This is a genomic window from Massilia sp. 9096 (genome assembly GCF_000745265.1).
Lineage (GTDB): Bacteria > Pseudomonadota > Gammaproteobacteria > Burkholderiales > Burkholderiaceae_D > Telluria.
This window is the reverse complement of the sequence record NZ_JQNN01000001.1, coordinates 3,092,947-3,108,529: the sequence shown is the minus strand read 5'-3', so window position 1 is coordinate 3,108,529 and position 15,583 is coordinate 3,092,947. Positions and strand designations below refer to the sequence as shown.

The following is a 15,583-nucleotide window of genomic DNA, read 5'->3' as shown; positions in this document are numbered from 1 at the left end:
CTCAAGTATATCGGCGCGGCCGGCCGGTCGATCAGCCGAATAGCGAGGTCAATTGCCCCAAGCTTTCCAGCATGCCGGCGTTGTCGTGGATCTCCTGGCACAGGAAGTGTTCGATGCGGTCGTGCAGCTGGATCGCCTTGTCCAGCGTCGGGTCCGAGCCCGGCGCATACGCCCCCACGGTGATCAGGTCGCGCGCGCGCTCGTAGCGCGAGTACAGCTGCTTGAGCGTGCGCGCCGCCTGCTGGTGCTCGCGCGAGGTGATGTTGTGCATCGCGCGCGAGATCGACTGTTCGATGTCGATCGCCGGATAGTGGCCGGCTTCGGCCAGGCGGCGGTTCAGCACGATGTGGCCGTCGAGGATACCGCGCGCGGCGTCGGCGATCGGGTCCTGCTGGTCGTCGCCCTCGGACAGCACGGTATAAAAAGCGGTGATCGAGCCGCCGCCCGCGTGGCCGTTGCCGGCGCGCTCGACCAGCACCGGCAGCTTGGCGAACACCGAGGGCGGATAACCCTTGGTCGCGGGCGGTTCGCCGATCGCCAGCGCGATCTCGCGTTGCGCCATCGCGTAGCGGGTCAGCGAGTCCATGATCAACAGGACGTTCTTGCCCTCGTCGCGGAACGATTCGGCGATCGCGGTGGCGTAGGCCGCGCCCTGCAGGCGCAACAGCGGCGGCGAGTCGGCCGGCGCCGCGACCACGGCGGACCTGGCCAGGCCTTCCTCGCCCAGGATCTGCTCGATGAATTCCTTGACTTCGCGGCCGCGCTCGCCGATCAGGCCGACCACGATCACGTCGGCCGTGGTGTAGCGCGCGATCATCCCCAGCAGCACCGATTTACCCACGCCGGTGCCGGCGAACAGGCCGAGACGCTGGCCGCGTCCGACCGTCAGCATGCCGTTGATGGCGCGCACGCCGACGTCGAGCGTTTCCGAAATCGGCGCGCGGTCGAGCGGGTTGATCGGGCGCGCGTTGAGCGGACCCATGTGGGTGGCGTCGATCGGGCCCTTGCCGTCCAGCGGGCGGCCGGCGCCGTCGACCACGCGTCCGACCAGGCCCCATCCGACCGGCAGGTGGCGCGCGCGGTCCTGCGGACGGCGGCGCGGATGGTCGACGCTGCCGGGCGCCGGCACGCTCGGCTCGATCGGGAACACGCGCGAACCGGGCACCACGCCTTCGACATCGGATTGCGGCATCAGGAACAGGCGGTCGCCTTCGAAGCCGACCACTTCGGCCTCGATGCGCGCGCCGGACGTGGTCGGGATGGTGCAGGCGCTGCCCACCGCGAGCTTCAGGCCGACGCATTCCATCACCAGGCCGGCCACGCGCGTGACGCGCCCCGACACCTGCATCGGCTCGACGAAGTCGACCAGGTTGGCGCAGTCTTTCAGATAGGACTTCCAGCGCGCGGTATGCTTGTCCATGCCGGTCTCCAGGTAGGCGAGGGTCATGCCAGCCAGTCCAGGTTCTTGCCCAGCGCCTGGGAGAGGCGCTGCCAGCGCGACGCGATCTGGGCGTCGATCTGGTTGCTGGCGGTGTCGACGCGGCAGCCGCCGCGCGCGAGGGTCTCGTCCTCGACGATGCGCCAGCCCGTCTTGTCGAGTTCATGGCCGATGCTGCTGCGTACGATCAGCGCGTCTTCCGGATGCAGCATGAGCAGGGCCGGCTGCTGCAGCGTCGGCAGGTAGTCGATCGCTTCGCGCACGACCGGCAGGATCAGCTCGGGGCGCACCTCGAAGCTCGTCCTGACCATGTTGCGCGCCAGGTGCAGGGCCAATTCCAGCACGTCGTTCGAGATCGCCGCGTCGGCCGCGGTGACGGCGTGGCCGAATTCGGTGGCCAGGTCCTGCAGGTGGGTCAGCTCGGCCGCCGCTTCGGCGCGGCCCAGGTCCAGGCCGTCCTGGTAGCCGGCGTCGTGGCCGGCTGCGAGACCGGCGGCGTGACCTTCGGCATAGCCTTCCTGGCGCGCGGCTTCGCGGATCGCCTCGATCTCTTCGACGGTCGGCATCGGGATGGACATCGCCGCCTGCACCGACGCGAACTGCTCGGCCTGCGCGGCGCGGCGCGCTTCGAGCGCCGCCTGGGCTTCCTGCGCGGCCCTGCGCTGGGCGACGGTGCTGGGGCGCTCGTCGCCGAAGGAGGTCATTTCCCAGCGCTGGTAGGCGCTCTGGGCTTCTTTCGGGATCACCATCAGACGAACGAATCCTCACCCTTGCCGCCGAGGACGATCTGTCCTTCGTCGGCCAGGCGGCACACGATCTGCAAGATCTGCTTTTGTTGGGTTTCCACTTCGGACAGGCGCACCGGACCCTTGGATTCCAGGTCTTCGCGCATCATCTCGGCGGCGCGCTGCGACATGTTCTTGAAGATCTTCTCGCGCAAGTCCTGCGAGGCGCCTTTCATCGCGATGATCAGCATTTCGGACTGCACTTCGCGCAGCAGCAGCTGGATGCCGCGGTCATCGATGTCGATGATGTTGTCGAACACGAACATCTCGTCCATGATCTTCTGCGCCATGTCGTTGTCGTAGTTCTTGATGTTTTCCATGACCGAGCTTTCGTGGTCGCCGCTCATGAAGTTCAGGATCTCGGCCGCGGTGCGCACGCCGCCCAGCGACGATTTCTTGATGTGCTCGTTACCCGACAGGAGCTTGGTCAGCACGTCGTTCAGTTCGCGCAGGGCGGCCGGCTGCACGCCGTCCAGGGTGGCGATGCGCAGGATCGCGTCGTTGCGCAGGCGGTCGGTGAAGTGGCCGAGGATCTCGCAGGCCTGGTCGCGCTCGAGGTGGACCAGGATGGTGGCGATGATCTGCGGGTGCTCGTTGCGGATCAGTTCCGCCACCGATTGCGAATCCATCCACTTCAGGCTCTCGATGCCGGAGGCGTCCTTGCCGCCGAGGATGCGGTTCAGCAGCACGGCTGCCTTGTCGTCGCCCAGCGCCTTGGTCAGCACCTCGCGGATGTACTCGTCCGAGTCCAGGCCGACGGTCGACTGCAGGTCGACGCGTTCCTTGAAGTCGGCCAGCACCGACAGCACTTCCTCGTGCTGCACCGCCTTCATCTGCGCCATCGCGGCGCCCAGCTTGAGCACTTCGCGCGGGCCGAGGTACTTCATCACTTCGGCCGCTTCGCTTTCGCCCAGGGCCAGCATCAGGATGGCCGCCTTTTGCGTTGCTTCTTTGTCCTTGTCGCTCATTATTCAGCTCCCAACCATTCCTTGATGACGTTCGCCACGATGCGCGGGTCGTTCTTGGCCAGGTCCTTGGCCATTTCCATGTTGCTCTTGTAGATGTGCACCTGCTTTTCCTGCTCCGCCTGGCGCGCCAGTTCGGCTTCCGCGAGCGGGTCCGGCTCCGGTTCCGGTTCCGGCTCTTCCGGCTCCGGCTCGGGCGGGATCGCGACCGCCTCGTCGAATTTCTTGATCGCCGGCTTGAGCAGCGGCCGCACGAAGCGGAACCACAGGAAGGCCAGCACCATCGCGATGAAGGCGTAGCGGGCGATGTCCTTGGCCAGCGGCAGGTTGGCCGGGTCCTTCCACCAGTCCGGCGCCTTTTCTTCCGGCTTGTCGACGCCGTCGAACGGCGCGTTGGTCACGTTCAGGGTGTCGCCGCGCCCCTGGCTGTAGCCCATCGCCTGCTTGACCAGCTCGTTGATCTGGGCGATCTCGGCGGCGGTCAAGGGCTTGATCACGACCTTGCCGGTCTTCGGATCGATCGAGCGGCGGTAGTTGACCACCACGCCCACCGTCAGGCGCTTGATGCCGCCCATCGGCTTTTGCTCATAGCGCACGGTCTTGTCGACTTCGAAGTTGGTGGTCGAATCCTTGCGCGACGGGCCGGCGCCGGCGCCTGGCTGGCCCTGCTGGCCGTTGGCCGGGGCGCCTTCGATCGGCGCCGTGGCCACGCCCGGCGGCTGGTTCGACAGCGCGCCCGGGATGCCGGACGGATTGCCGTTGCCGGGACCGGTCGACTCCGAAGTCTGCTGGCTGCGGATCGCCTGCGGCTCCGGCGGCGAATTCGGCTTGTACATCTCGGCGGCGGTGTCGACCTGGGCGAAGTCGATTTCGGCGGTGGCTTCGGCGCGCACGTTCTGCTGGCCGACGATCGGCGTGATCAGGGACTCGACCTGCTTGACGATGTTCTGCTGCAGCGCCTCGACGTACTTCAGCTGGTTCGGGTCGAGCTGCTTGCCGCCCTTGCTGGCCGGGTCGGACAGCAGGGTGCCGTTCTGGTCGACCACGGTCACGTTGGCCGGCAGCAGTTCCGGCACCGAAGACGCCACCAGGTGCACGATCGCGCTGACCTGCGACTGGTCGAGCGCGCGGCCCGGCTGCAGGTTGAGCAGCACCGAGGCGGTCGGCTTTTGTTGGTCGCGCACGAACACCGACGGCTTGGGCAGCGCCAGGTGCACGCGCGCCGAGCTCACCGCGGCCAGCGACTGGATCGAATTGGCCAGCTCGCCTTCGAGCGAACGCTGGTAATTGACCTGCTCGACGAACTGCGAGGTGCCGAGCTTTTCGCCGTCCAGCAGTTCGAAGCCGACGTTGCCGGCGCGCGGCAGGCCCTGGGCCGCCATCTTGAGGCGGATGTCGTTGACGCGCTCGGCCGGCACCAGGATCGCGCTGCCGCTGTCGGAGAACTTGTATTTGACCCCCATCTGGTCGAGCGCCGCGGTGATCGCGCCGCCGTCCTTGTCGGTGTAGTTCGAGAACAGCACCTTGTAGTCGGGCGCCGAGGTCCACAGCCACAGCGCCGCGACGATCGCCAGCGTGGCGGCGATCGCGCCGCCGATGACGACCCGCTTGCCCATCGGGGTTTCCCAGTACTTGGGTTTCTCGGCCGGGGCTGCGATGTCGCTGTCGAGGAGTTGTTCCGCTGTTGCCATGGTGGACGTTGAAGGGGGAAAGGGTATGGGCACCATTATGAAGCCGTAGGGCAACATTCAAACGAAAGAATAAGGGGATGTTTACTGCGCTGCTCAAGGGCAACGTTTGGTGCGGCGCTGATATTCTGGCAGGGTGCAGAAGTGCGGATCGTGCAATCTTAGGACGCACCCAGGGAAGCGGAGACAGGATGAATATCGGCGGAATCGACAGCAGCCGCATCGAAGCGATGATGGCGCAACTGAAGGCGGCGGCGCAAAAGCCGGCGGCGCCTGCCCTCGGCGCGGGCGGCGGCATGCCCGGCATCGACGGCTTGAAAGGCGGCTTGGGCATAGGCGGCGTGGGCGGTGCCGACGCGCCGGACGCCTCGACCAAGGTCAGCTTCTCGGACGCACTAAAGGGCGCGCTGCAAAACGTCAGCGACGCCCAGAACACCGCCGACGACATGGGCAAGCGCTTCGCCGCCGGCGACGACTCGGTCAGCCTGTCCGACACCATGATCGCCATGCAGAAGGCCAACATCTCCTTCCAGGCCACGCTTCAGGTGCGCAACAAACTGGTGTCGGCCTATCACGACATCATGAACATGCAGGTGTGAGGCGCTCTGGCGGCTGGCGCGTCAGAAACCGCCGTCCGTCTTCGCGTTGCGCGCGCGGATGGCTTCCTCGGTGCGCGGCACCAGCGTTTCCAGCATCTGCACCGCGCGCGTCTGCACCTCGTCGACGAACGGGCGCAGCGCCGCGTCGTAGCGCCCGAACGCCAGCGCATGGTCGCCATCGGCCACGCGCAGCGCCTCGCCCAGCCCAGCCGCACCGTCGATGGCGAGCGAGCCGCCCAGGCCAGCCGCCGGCGATGGGCAATAGGCGGCATCGCCGACCAGCGCGACGCGGCCCTTCGACCATGCCGGCATGCGCACCTGGCACAGCGCGTCGAAGTAGAAGTCGCGGGCGGTTTCGACTTCCCGCAGCAGTTCCGAGGCGCGCCAGCCGACGCTCTCGAATTGCCGGGCGATCAGGCTGCGCTGCTGCGCCTCGTCGCGGTGGTCGTACTGCAGTGGCGCGTCCGGCGCGAACGCGAAGATGATGTCGGTCTTGTTCTTGTAGGCGTTCAGCATGACCGCCTTGCCCGGCTCGTTGTACATCTGGGCGGTGTCGCGCTCGATCAGCAGCTTGTCGACGATCGTGATCGAAAAATACTGATCCAGCGGCATCAGGAATTGCGCGTCGTCGCCGAACCACAGCCTGCGCACGTTCGAGCGTGTGCCGTCGCAGCCGAGCACCAGGTCGAAGGCGCGCGCTTCGCCCTTGTCGAACGCGACCTCGACGCGCTCGCCTTCCGTCATCGCGGCAATGCGGTCGCCATACACGATGCGGCAACGGCCGCGCACCGCGTCCAGCAGGATGCGCATCAGGACGTCGCGTTCGATCTCATACTCATTGTCCGGGGGCGGGCAGCCGTCGGCGCGCAGCATCAGACTGCGCGCCGTGCGGTCGTCAGCCAGCTTGAAATCCCAGCGCCGCAAGTCCAGGCGATTGGCGCAGATCGCATCGAGGATGCCCATGCGCCGGGCGATATCGACCGTGTCGCCTTCGATGTTGACCGCCGTGCCGCCGGTGCGCACACCGGGCGCACGCTCGACGACGGTGACGTCGTAGCCCAATTCGCTCATCCAGAAAGCGGATGAAAGTCCTGCGAAGCTCGCACCCGATATCAATACCTGTTTGCCATTCGAACCGTTCATGGACACCTCCTTTTGAAAAATCTTATACCGAGTCAAAAATTATTGCTACTAATTTTTGACCGGGTATAATTTTCGAAAAGGGAGCCGACGATGGGGCAGGTACGGGAAGAGAAAAAACGGGAAACGCGGCAGCGGATCTCGGACGTGGCGACGGCGCTGTTTTTCGAGCGCGGCTTCGATGCGGTGACGGTCGAGGAGATCGCCGATGCTGCCAAGGTTTCGAAGATGACGATCTTCAATTACTTTGCACGCAAGGAAGAGCTGATCCTCGACCGCGAAGACGATCTGACCTTGCTGCCGCTGCGCCAGGCCTTGCGCGGGCGGGCGCAGGGTCAATCGGCGGCCGACGTGCTACGCGCCTGCGTGCGTGCGCTGACCGAAACGCAGCCAGTGATCTATCACGTCGACCGCCATACGCTGGACTGGTGGCGCATCGTCCAGGCCAGTCCCGCGCTCAAGGCGCGCATGCGCGAACTGGCCGAGGAAGCGGCCGCAGGCCTTGCCGTCGAGCTGGGCGGTCCGGAACCGGATGGCCGGGCGCGGCTCGCGGGTGGCATCGTCGCACTGAGCGTGCGCACGGCGTGGGAAGAGGCGATCCGCCAGGTAGCAAGCGGGGCCTCGGCGCAGGCGGCCGACGCCGCTTTCATGGCGACTATCGAGCAGGGGCTGGCGGCGCTGGCGCAGTTGGATCTGTCGGGACAGGCCGACGAATGAGCGTTTACGGGCATGGCCCGAAAGCCCCTCACAAGCTCGATCCATGCCGCGAGAGGAGTGATGCGCATGAATCATGACTGGTGGACCCGGGACTGGCCTGCAAGCGGCAGCCTGCGTCGACCTGTCAGTATGAGAATTTTGCAGCCGAGCTTGCTTGGGCCGGGGCATTGATTTGTTTGCGAACAGAGCTTTTGTATCAGTGCCGGATAATGGTCGTGTCTGTCTGCTACCGACCCGAAGCGGACTTTAGGGCCTATTTCCGGTGCGCCGATTATTGAGCTTTGACTCTGCTATGTCAGCGTGTGCAGTGCCTTTGTTGCGCTGCCACGGTATGCCCGAAGCGCTGCCGGAACTGCACTCAGCGGTAAGCCCGCATGAATAACCATCAGCCACCATAAGCTGTGCGTCAAGGCATAGGCGATCGTGAATACGAAGGCCGATACCATCGAGGCAATCAGCTGTTTCGGCGACTTGTAACCATGTGCGATCCCGTATGCAAAGGCGGAGATAGCAATTGCGAAGGGCAAGCCCGTGCTAGGCGTTAGCAGCAGCAGAATGAAACCACGGTAGAGGATTTCCCATCCTGCAGTCATGAGTGACATGCTGAGCGCAAAGACTAGGGCTTCAGCGCCATTCTGCGGCCAGGGGAAATCTGCATCGAGCAACTTGCGTTCGTTCTCGGCGCGACGCTTGGGCGTGTAGCGCCGCTCGATTACGTTGCCAGCCGCGGTAAGACCGCCCAGGAGCAGTACAGCAAAGGCTAGACCCCAGGTGCCGGCGCTGGACAGCGGGATATCAAATCCAACTTCTCTAGCTGAGTAGCCTGCCTGCCAAGCGCCTATCCAGAGTATTCCCAGCATGACGATGACCGGCCAACTCATAGACCAGTAACGAAGAATTGATGTGCGAGGTTGTTTCTTACTCTTGGGATGCAGGCTGCGCCACATGTTAAGCGTGGGTGCGACAAACAACAGATAAGCTGCAAGCAAATAATTCAGCATAAGGGACGAGAAACAAAACGACTTACTGGCTCAACCCACGTTCAGCTAACAACTGAGCAGTGGGGCATACCGAGAGCATAGCATCGGCGCAGGTACTGAAAAGTCATCAATTCTCACAGTGAGATGCGTCCGCTTCTGGCCGATTCCAGACGTACGACTACGTCTGCTTCCGACCCGAAGCGGACCTCGCCACCTACCGAGTGGAAATCACGAACTGCTCAGGATTCTTCAATGCGATTACACGGTATGGGCCGCTTATTAAGCCCTGCTCACAGTAGTACTGGACTAGCTCTTCTGGGCTCCAATCTCGTCCAGCCGAAAACAAGGCTCCGAGTTCGACGAGCTTTACTAAGACATGGATTCTGTCGTCAACACCGGAAATAGGTCTAGCCATTGCGTCAGCCTGTTCCTCGAAACCGAGACGGGAAAGCTGACTCTTGTGGATCGAACTCGTCGCTTGCACTCGCGCCTGGTCACCGGCGACCTCCGTGACGACAATTTCATCGACTGGAAACATGGCTTTCCTGTTAAGTTGGCTACGATGAGCTTGTTGTTGACCGTCCGGTTGTGGCCGAACCCGGCCGTTCAGGCCAGCATAGCAGGTTGCCGAGCTGACAAACTCTCAGACTGTCACGACAGGCAGCTCTCGACCCAAAGGAGACGTTCGCGCGTTGAACCATCCATACGGCCCTAGTTGCTTAAGGAGCAGGACTGGCGTTCTGCCCAGCTGCGACGGGCAACTTGAGGACTTCGGCGACTCGTTCAGGCTTGAGGCAACTGCACTGAACCATATGGTCGCAATAATCCTCGACGGTACGAATCACCAAGTTCCCGGCTGCCATTTCGCGACGAAGCCGCTTGTTAGCAACCCACTTGATATCGTCGTCGAGCTCGTCAAACTCGTTGAACCGAAAAAAAGTGGGCGGGGCAGCTCTCAACTCTTCACCAAATCTATCGGTACCGGAAAGCGATGCCTCTGTGACTTGAAATACTTCTGCAAGTCGGCGCAGCGCGTGCAGGCGAACTAGTTGCTCTGGGTACGCGACAAGCCCCTTACGGTCTTTCTTACAAACCACATTCTGAAATCCTTGTACTCGCTTGATCTATCGTTCGGTCGATACGACGACAGACCGCTCCTGGCCGGTTGCAGACGGTCGAGTCAGCATAGCATGTTGCCGAGTCGACAAACTCTCAGACTGTCACGACAGGCCGGTCCCGACCCAAAGCGGACATAGCCGTGTTAGTTTTTCAGTTGCGTCGTTGCATTGCTTTCGTCAAGAGGCTTAGTCATCAGCACATATGGCACGCCAAACATATCTGGTAGATGACGTACCATCTCAAAGCCGGCGCGCCGGTACAGATGCTGAGCTGCCTCCATTACCGGTGTAGTATGTAGTGCGATCAATTGCGCGTTATCGCGTCGAGCGCGCTGAATGCATTCGTCGAGCAAAACCTGGCCAACGCCATGTCCACGACCTGCCGGGAGGACAGACATGAACCGTATCATGGGCCATTCAGGTGCGAAAAAATCGGGCTTTGGCTTATTAGGTGCTACGTAACCAACCGTACCGACTATCTTGTCATTGAGTTCTGCAACCATTATTTCGACATCATTGGCGTTTGCCGTAAGGGCACCGAGTCTTGGAGCGAGCTCGTCCCATCCAGACATAACGGAGGCTAACTCGATCCACGCATCCCGCACGACTTGGTCGACTGCTAGCTTGTCCGTTTCGCGATAGCACCTAATTTTGACGCTCATGTGTGATGTTGGTGAGATTGGATTAGTCGATAAAGAAGCTCGGTCTCAGCAATGTCAGCTTTTGGCCGTTTGCAGCCGGTCGAGTCAGCATAGCATGTTGCCGCGCTGACAAACTCTCGGACTGTCACGACTAGCTGGAACCGACCCTAAGCGGACGTAGCGGCACCGCTGTTGGCGACGTATTCCTATTTCAATGACCGTAGTTGTGTCCGTACTTCCTTGACGACTTGCTCTCCATCCGGCATGACCTCTGAATTCCCGCAGCTATCGATCCAAGTTCCACGGTTTGTACGGGAAACGAACAGGATGTGTTCTTCGCCAACTGACATGGGGTAACGGGACGATGTGTTTTCATTCCTGACGACGATGACGCCTGACAGAGTCCCTTTCAGCCTTTTTAGGATTTTGATGGTCACGTTGGACGCCGTAACGCCGTCCGGATCGTCCGCGTCCTCCTGTAACCGATCCTCCGACAGCACACGACCGATGACGATTGCTTCAGCAGTACGAACCTCCGTCTTGAGTGGAATCTTGTATCCGGATCTGTCGGTTCCCGGATAAAAGCAAACAGCGTAGGCGGAAGGAAAATGTGCTGAGAGTACCAGCAGAAGCCATCCAGCGGAAACAGTTTTCAGATTCATAACGTTGAGTGCTGTATGTCGAGCATGGGAACGACTGCTCCTGGCCGATTGTAGACCTACAGCTATGTCTGCTACCGACCTTGGATTCAACTGGTCGACGCAACAAGTTGGCTGAATCGTTCAGCGGGTGTTTGGTATTCTAAAGTCTTCCTTGGCCGCTCATTCAGTTTGCGGGCAATTTCATTGAGTTGAGCCTGCGAGTATGCTGAGACATCGACGCCTTTGGGGAAGTACTGGCGCAATAGTCCATTGGTGTTTTCATTACTGCCGCGTTGCCACGGGCTGTGCGGATCACAGAAGTAGACATCGATGTCGGTAGCAAGCGTAAAGCGCTTATGGTCAGCCAGCTCTTTACCCCTGTCCCAAGTGAGTGATTGATAAAGTTCCTGGGGCAATTCGCGCGCGTTATCGATCAATGCGTCGATGACTGTTTCGGTATCTTTGCTGGCGACTTTTACCAACATGACATAACGGGTCTGACGCTCAACCAAAGTGGCGATCTGGCTGTTACGGTCCCCAAACAACAAGTCGCCCTCCCAATGGCCAGGTACCGCTCGATCTTCGACCATGGCAGGGCGTTCGCTGATCGATACGGTATCTTTGATCCTGCCGTGGTTGTCGGTTTTTTGTGTGTGATGACGCGACCGGCGCATGATCCGAGGTCGCCGAAGATGCGCTAACAGCTCTTTTTTCAGCGCACCACGTGCCTGAATGAAGAGGCTACGATAAATCGTTTCATGCGACACCTGAAAGTCCTCGTCTCCTGGAAACGTATGCTTGAGCCACCCAGCAATTTGCTCTGGTGCCCACTGTAGTTGAAGTTTGGTGGCCACCATTTCTGCCAGCACAGGATTGTCCACCAGCTTACATGTCTTGGGACGTTGGGCACGCTTCCAGGCAGCATCGTCGGCACAGTTTGCTCGATAGCTCGTCTGGCCGCCATTCCGGCTGATCTCGCGGCTAATTGTAGAAGGTGCTCGTCCGAGAAGTTGGGCGATTCGCCGGATCGGATGACCAGCAGCTAACGAACGCGATATCTCTTCCCGCTCTGCCAGCGACAAGGCCAACCTTGACCGCTGCCTTTGCGCAGGGCGAATGCCGCCAGACTATGCAAGAATTCGCTGTATCGATGAGTGATTTCGATCGAACAGCGCGGCAATTTGATGCAGCGATTCGCCCTTCTTCCAACGCTCCCACATGAGCGCCTTCTGGGTTTCTGTATAGTAGATCCTAGGTCTCTGCTTCATCCGCAACACTCCTTCTGCTCATGCAGAGTTTAGTGTGTTGCATTGACCAGTTGAATCCAAGACCCAAAGCGGACTATTCGCTCAGCTAAATTTGGCTGCTCCAAAGAAAGCAGCATGCGAGGACCAGCCCCAAGCGCTACGGTCGACTGGATAAACAAGATGCGCGTTGTCCTCAAGCATATGACCGAGCCTGTTCCCGATCAGTCGCATAGCAATAGACAACGCCTGAAACGATCCTTCACCTACGATGTCTGGATAACGCCCATCAACACCCTCTAGGCACGCTGGGCATGCCCATGTTTGATCGTCAACCACATATGGCGCACCAATCTTCGCTTCAATCATCACCTCGGACCCGTCCGAGCGGAGCCATAGAATGGACAGCGTGGCGATAAACACCGGCGTTTCTGTACGCATTGCGTTCCTTACGTGACATGTGAGGCGAGCAGCATTCGTCCGCTCCTGGCCGGTTGCAGACTTATTGCAACGGCCGCTACCGACCCAGAGCAGACGTTGACGGAGACAGCAGGGCCGATCGGTGTTTTCGAAATGCGCACGTCGGCAACTCTACGACAAATCCAATTTCAACCGCTTCAATACCTCGAGAACAATCTCGGGGTCTAGCTGGGCATGGTAGTTGAAATGCAGCCTGATAGAGCCGCCTTCGAATTTGAGTGAACCGAGTTCCTGTGGTCGCCAGCTAACAGGCCGACTTTGCCCCCATGCTTGTGCCACGACAGCTACGGGTACGCGAGATACCGCGGACCACGTTTCTCCACCTTGCACGCTTGCTAGGTATCCGGACTTTACTATCTGATCGATGGCCTGTTCAACGGACGTCGAATCTGGGAATGAGAATTGCTGTTCATGCGGGGCATCGACGTCATCGCCCATCGCCACGCTATCTCTTGTAGTAACGATTTTCATATGCTTTGCGTCAGTTAGTTGAAGACCCGTTGAGTTAACCACTCCGCCCGGGTACGTCTGCTCCTGGCCGATTCCGGCCGGTCGATCCAGCATAGTAGGTTGCCAATCAGAAAAACTCGCCAACTGTGGCCACTGCGCAGTCAACCCGACATGACCCATAAATTCTGATGCAGCCAACGAACGTCGCGCACCCAACGCCGCTACACTGATCATTTCGATTCACGGCATGCCTGCCGGCGCCATTTTAGGCGGCGACTTCTTACGGAAACAATCATGCACCGCACCCGCTCGCGCAACTGCCGCACCTCACAAACTCGCCGTACGCTACCTATCCTGCTGGCCTGCCTGTCGGCTCTGCCGCTGCCATCCTCTGCTCATATCGATGCCGCGGCACAGGCAGCGGCTACCAATACGCGCTATGAACGCGTCGTACCCACCCCGGATGGCATCGGCAAACGCTACATGGGCCGTGAGATCGCCGGCGTGATGGGGTGGGAGGGCGCCCAATGGCTCGAACGCGAAAGCCGCGCACGCGAGGAGCGGCCGGAATTGCTCCTGCGTGAACTGGCGCTGGCGCCCGGCATGACGGTGGCCGACATCGGCGCCGGCACCGGCTACTACACCTGGCAGCTGGCGAAACAGGTCGGGCCCGGCGGACGCGTGTATGCCGTTGACGTGCAGCCGGAAATGATCAGCATGCTCGACAGCCGGAAGGCAAAGCGCGGCGTGCGCAACGTGGTCTCGGTGCTGGGCAGCGAAACCAGCGTCAAGCTGCCGCCGGCCAGCGTCGACTTGGCAATCATGGTCGATGTCTATCACGAGCTCGCCTATCCTGCGGAGGTGCTCGACAGCATCGTCGATGCCCTGAAGCCGGGTGGGCGCGTCGTCTTCGTCGAATATCGGGCCGAGGATCCGGCAGTCGCGATCAAGCCCTTGCATAAGATGAGCGAGCTGCAGGTACGGCGTGAAGCCACGGCGCATGGCTTGAAGTGGGAACGCAGCATCGAATCGCTGCCAATCCAGCATGTGATCGTGTTTCGCAAGCCCTGAGCGCACGATTAACCTCATCAGAGGACCGCGCCTGGCCGACAGCGCAAATCGGCCGAGTGTATGAGCTTGTTATTGCCAGAGCAAACAAGAGCTGTTGTCAGGCGTTCTCAGGCATCCCTTCGAGCAGCACGAACGTTCCCGTCGCCGCACCCGCGCGCAGCGCTTTGGCGGCCTGGTACGCCGGGCTGTCGTAAAAGCGCTTGGCCTCGTCGAATGAGGCGAACTCGAACACGACATGCCGCTCGTGGGCCTCGCCCTCGAGGTTCTCGTACCGTCCGGCGGCGATCAGCGTTGGCGTGAATGGCGCCATCGCCTCGGCCGCGGCTTTTGCGTAGGCGGCATAGGCGTCGGCATCCGAGATGGTGACGTGTCCGATCAAATACCCTTTTGGCATCTCAGTCTCCCCGGCTGGATTGGAACTGCGCGGCGATCGCCGCGACCCGTGCGCCGTAGCGACGTGCGGTCTCCAGGTCGCCCGTCGACGTCTCGTCGGGCGACCCGTCGGCGACGGCCACCGTCCTGCGCTCGGTATGCCCGTAGCCGGAGTGGTAGAGGACGACCGTTTTGATCGTCGAAAGATGTTGCGACATGATGGCTCCTTTGTTTGCATCGCCTGGTCGGCGACTTGAGCAACCAGTCTACTGAGCCGGAAATGAGTTATAAATGACGCCGGAAAGAACGTTCTGTTACCCGATCGGTGAACAATGCAAAACCTGGATGCCCTTTTGATCTTTGCCCGTGTGGCCGAAATGTCGAGCTTCACGCGCGCCGCCGAGAGCCTCGGCATGCAGAAAGGACGCGTCTCGGCCGTCATCCGTGAGCTCGAGCGCGGCCTGGGTGTCACGCTGCTGCATCGAACGACACGCAGCGTGCAGCTGACCGAAGACGGCCGCGCCTTTTACACGCGCGCTCGCGACCTGCTGGCCGAAGTCCAGGAACTGCAATCGATGTTTGCGCCGGACGGCGCGCCGCTGCGCGGAAAACTGCGTGTCGACATGCCGACCGAACTGGCGCAAGGCGTGGTGGTGCCGGCGCTGCCGCAACTGATGGCGGCCCATCCGGAACTGGAGCTGGAATTGTCCAGCACCGACCGCCGCGTCGACCTGGTCCAGGAAGGGTTCGACTGCGTGATCCGCCTGGGACCGATTGGCGACGAGAGCCTGATCGCCCGGCCGCTCGGCAAGCTACGCATGGTCAATGCGGCCAGTCCTGCCTACCTGGCGCAGTTCGGCACGCCCCGGAGCTTGGACGACCTGCGCAGCCAGGGGCACCGGATGGTGCACTACACGCGCACGCTCGGGGCCAGGCCGGCCGGCTGGGAATACCCGGACGGCGACGGCTATGCGACGCTGGCGCTGCCGGGCGCCATCCAGTTAAACAGTGTGCAGACCTATCATGCGGCCGGACTGGCGGGCGTCGGGCTGATCCAGGCCGGATATTCGGCGCTGGCGCACCATATCGAAAGCGGTGCGCTGGTCGAAATCCTGCCCGGCCTGCGGCCCGAGCCGCTGGCAGCATGGCTAGTGGTAGCGCACCGGCGCAGCCTGTCGCAGCGCGTGCGCGCCTTCATCGGCTGGATCGAGGGGATCCTGGAGCCGTATTTCGACTGAACCCGGGCGACCGAGG

The 15,583-nt window shown here is 61.5% G+C and carries 14 protein-coding genes and 2 pseudogenes; 4 read left to right on the top strand and 12 right to left on the bottom strand.

Features of this window, described 5'->3' with window-relative positions; genetic code table 11:
* Nucleotides 1-31: 31 nt before the first annotated feature.
* Genes fliI through fliF form a run of 4 tightly spaced genes read right to left on the bottom strand, consistent with a single transcriptional unit; the run spans nucleotide 32 to nucleotide 4,879 of the window.
* Nucleotides 32-1,447 carry a flagellar protein export ATPase FliI gene (fliI, locus tag FA90_RS13315; protein ID WP_275041318.1) on the bottom strand — a complete coding sequence of 472 codons (1,416 nt, stop codon included), beginning with the start codon at nucleotides 1,445-1,447 and terminating at the stop codon, nucleotides 32-34.
* Complete coding sequence (gene fliH / locus FA90_RS13310) at nucleotides 1,444-2,187, bottom strand: flagellar assembly protein FliH (RefSeq protein WP_036169430.1); 744 nt, start codon at nucleotides 2,185-2,187, stop codon at nucleotides 1,444-1,446. The genes fliI and fliH overlap by 4 nt, the downstream gene beginning before the upstream one ends.
* Nucleotides 2,187-3,191, bottom strand: coding sequence for a flagellar motor switch protein FliG (gene fliG / locus FA90_RS13305; RefSeq protein ID WP_036169428.1), 1,005 nt, complete (start codon nucleotides 3,189-3,191; stop codon nucleotides 2,187-2,189). Before fliG ends, fliH begins: the two co-directional genes overlap by 1 nt.
* Entirely contained in the window at nucleotides 3,191-4,879 is a 1,689-nt protein-coding gene (fliF, locus tag FA90_RS13300; protein WP_036169425.1) for a flagellar basal-body MS-ring/collar protein FliF, read from the bottom strand. The genes fliG and fliF overlap by 1 nt, the downstream gene beginning before the upstream one ends.
* Before the next feature lie 188 nt (nucleotides 4,880-5,067).
* Here fliF and fliE point away from each other — a divergent pair, with 188 nt between their 5' ends.
* A complete protein-coding gene (gene fliE, locus FA90_RS13295) occupies nucleotides 5,068-5,475 on the top strand; it encodes a flagellar hook-basal body complex protein FliE (RefSeq protein WP_036169422.1) in 408 nt (135 codons plus the stop codon).
* A gap of 21 nt (nucleotides 5,476-5,496) precedes the next feature.
* Here fliE and FA90_RS13290 read toward each other — a convergent pair whose 3' ends face one another.
* Complete coding sequence (locus FA90_RS13290; protein WP_036169420.1) at nucleotides 5,497-6,618, bottom strand: FAD-dependent monooxygenase; 1,122 nt, start codon at nucleotides 6,616-6,618, stop codon at nucleotides 5,497-5,499.
* Nucleotides 6,619-6,708: 90 nt separating this feature from the next.
* On the opposite strand from FA90_RS13290, the gene FA90_RS13285 reads away from it, so the two are divergent.
* Complete coding sequence (locus FA90_RS13285) at nucleotides 6,709-7,332, top strand: TetR/AcrR family transcriptional regulator (RefSeq protein ID WP_036169418.1); 624 nt, start codon at nucleotides 6,709-6,711, stop codon at nucleotides 7,330-7,332.
* 290 nt (nucleotides 7,333-7,622) lie between these two features.
* Here the strand turns inward: FA90_RS13285 and FA90_RS13280 are convergent, their stop codons facing one another.
* The 5 genes and pseudogenes from FA90_RS13280 to FA90_RS26970 all read right to left on the bottom strand — a co-directional run bounded on the left by FA90_RS13280 (nucleotide 7,623) and on the right by FA90_RS26970 (nucleotide 12,397).
* Complete coding sequence (locus tag FA90_RS13280) at nucleotides 7,623-8,333, bottom strand: CPBP family intramembrane glutamic endopeptidase (protein WP_081933842.1); 711 nt, start codon at nucleotides 8,331-8,333, stop codon at nucleotides 7,623-7,625.
* Between the two features lie 1,240 nt (nucleotides 8,334-9,573).
* Complete coding sequence (locus tag FA90_RS25715) at nucleotides 9,574-10,092, bottom strand: GNAT family N-acetyltransferase (RefSeq protein ID WP_081933841.1); 519 nt, start codon at nucleotides 10,090-10,092, stop codon at nucleotides 9,574-9,576.
* Nucleotides 10,093-10,277: 185 nt separating this feature from the next.
* Nucleotides 10,278-10,733 (bottom strand): hypothetical protein, encoded by a 456-nt coding sequence (locus FA90_RS26475; RefSeq protein ID WP_156116702.1) that lies wholly within the window; start codon nucleotides 10,731-10,733, stop codon nucleotides 10,278-10,280.
* An 86-nt stretch (nucleotides 10,734-10,819) separates the two neighbouring features.
* Nucleotides 10,820-11,980: pseudogene (locus FA90_RS25710) on the bottom strand (IS30 family transposase).
* Between the two features lie 81 nt (nucleotides 11,981-12,061).
* Entirely contained in the window at nucleotides 12,062-12,397 is a 336-nt protein-coding gene (locus tag FA90_RS26970; protein WP_197065299.1) for a hypothetical protein, read from the bottom strand.
* 783 nt (nucleotides 12,398-13,180) lie between these two features.
* On the opposite strand from FA90_RS26970, the gene FA90_RS13260 reads away from it, so the two are divergent.
* A complete protein-coding gene (locus tag FA90_RS13260) occupies nucleotides 13,181-13,957 on the top strand; it encodes a class I SAM-dependent methyltransferase (protein ID WP_081933840.1) in 777 nt (258 codons plus the stop codon).
* A gap of 97 nt (nucleotides 13,958-14,054) precedes the next feature.
* Here the strand turns inward: FA90_RS13260 and FA90_RS13255 are convergent, their stop codons facing one another.
* Complete coding sequence (locus FA90_RS13255) at nucleotides 14,055-14,351, bottom strand: DUF1330 domain-containing protein (protein WP_036169409.1); 297 nt, start codon at nucleotides 14,349-14,351, stop codon at nucleotides 14,055-14,057.
* Nucleotide 14,352: 1 nt separating this feature from the next.
* Nucleotides 14,353-14,463: pseudogene (locus tag FA90_RS27715) on the bottom strand (NADPH-dependent FMN reductase); the annotation flags it as partial.
* A gap of 198 nt (nucleotides 14,464-14,661) precedes the next feature.
* On the opposite strand from FA90_RS27715, the gene FA90_RS13245 reads away from it, so the two are divergent.
* Nucleotides 14,662-15,567, top strand: coding sequence for a LysR family transcriptional regulator (locus FA90_RS13245; RefSeq protein ID WP_036169402.1), 906 nt, complete (start codon nucleotides 14,662-14,664; stop codon nucleotides 15,565-15,567).
* Nucleotides 15,568-15,583 lie beyond the last annotated feature (16 nt).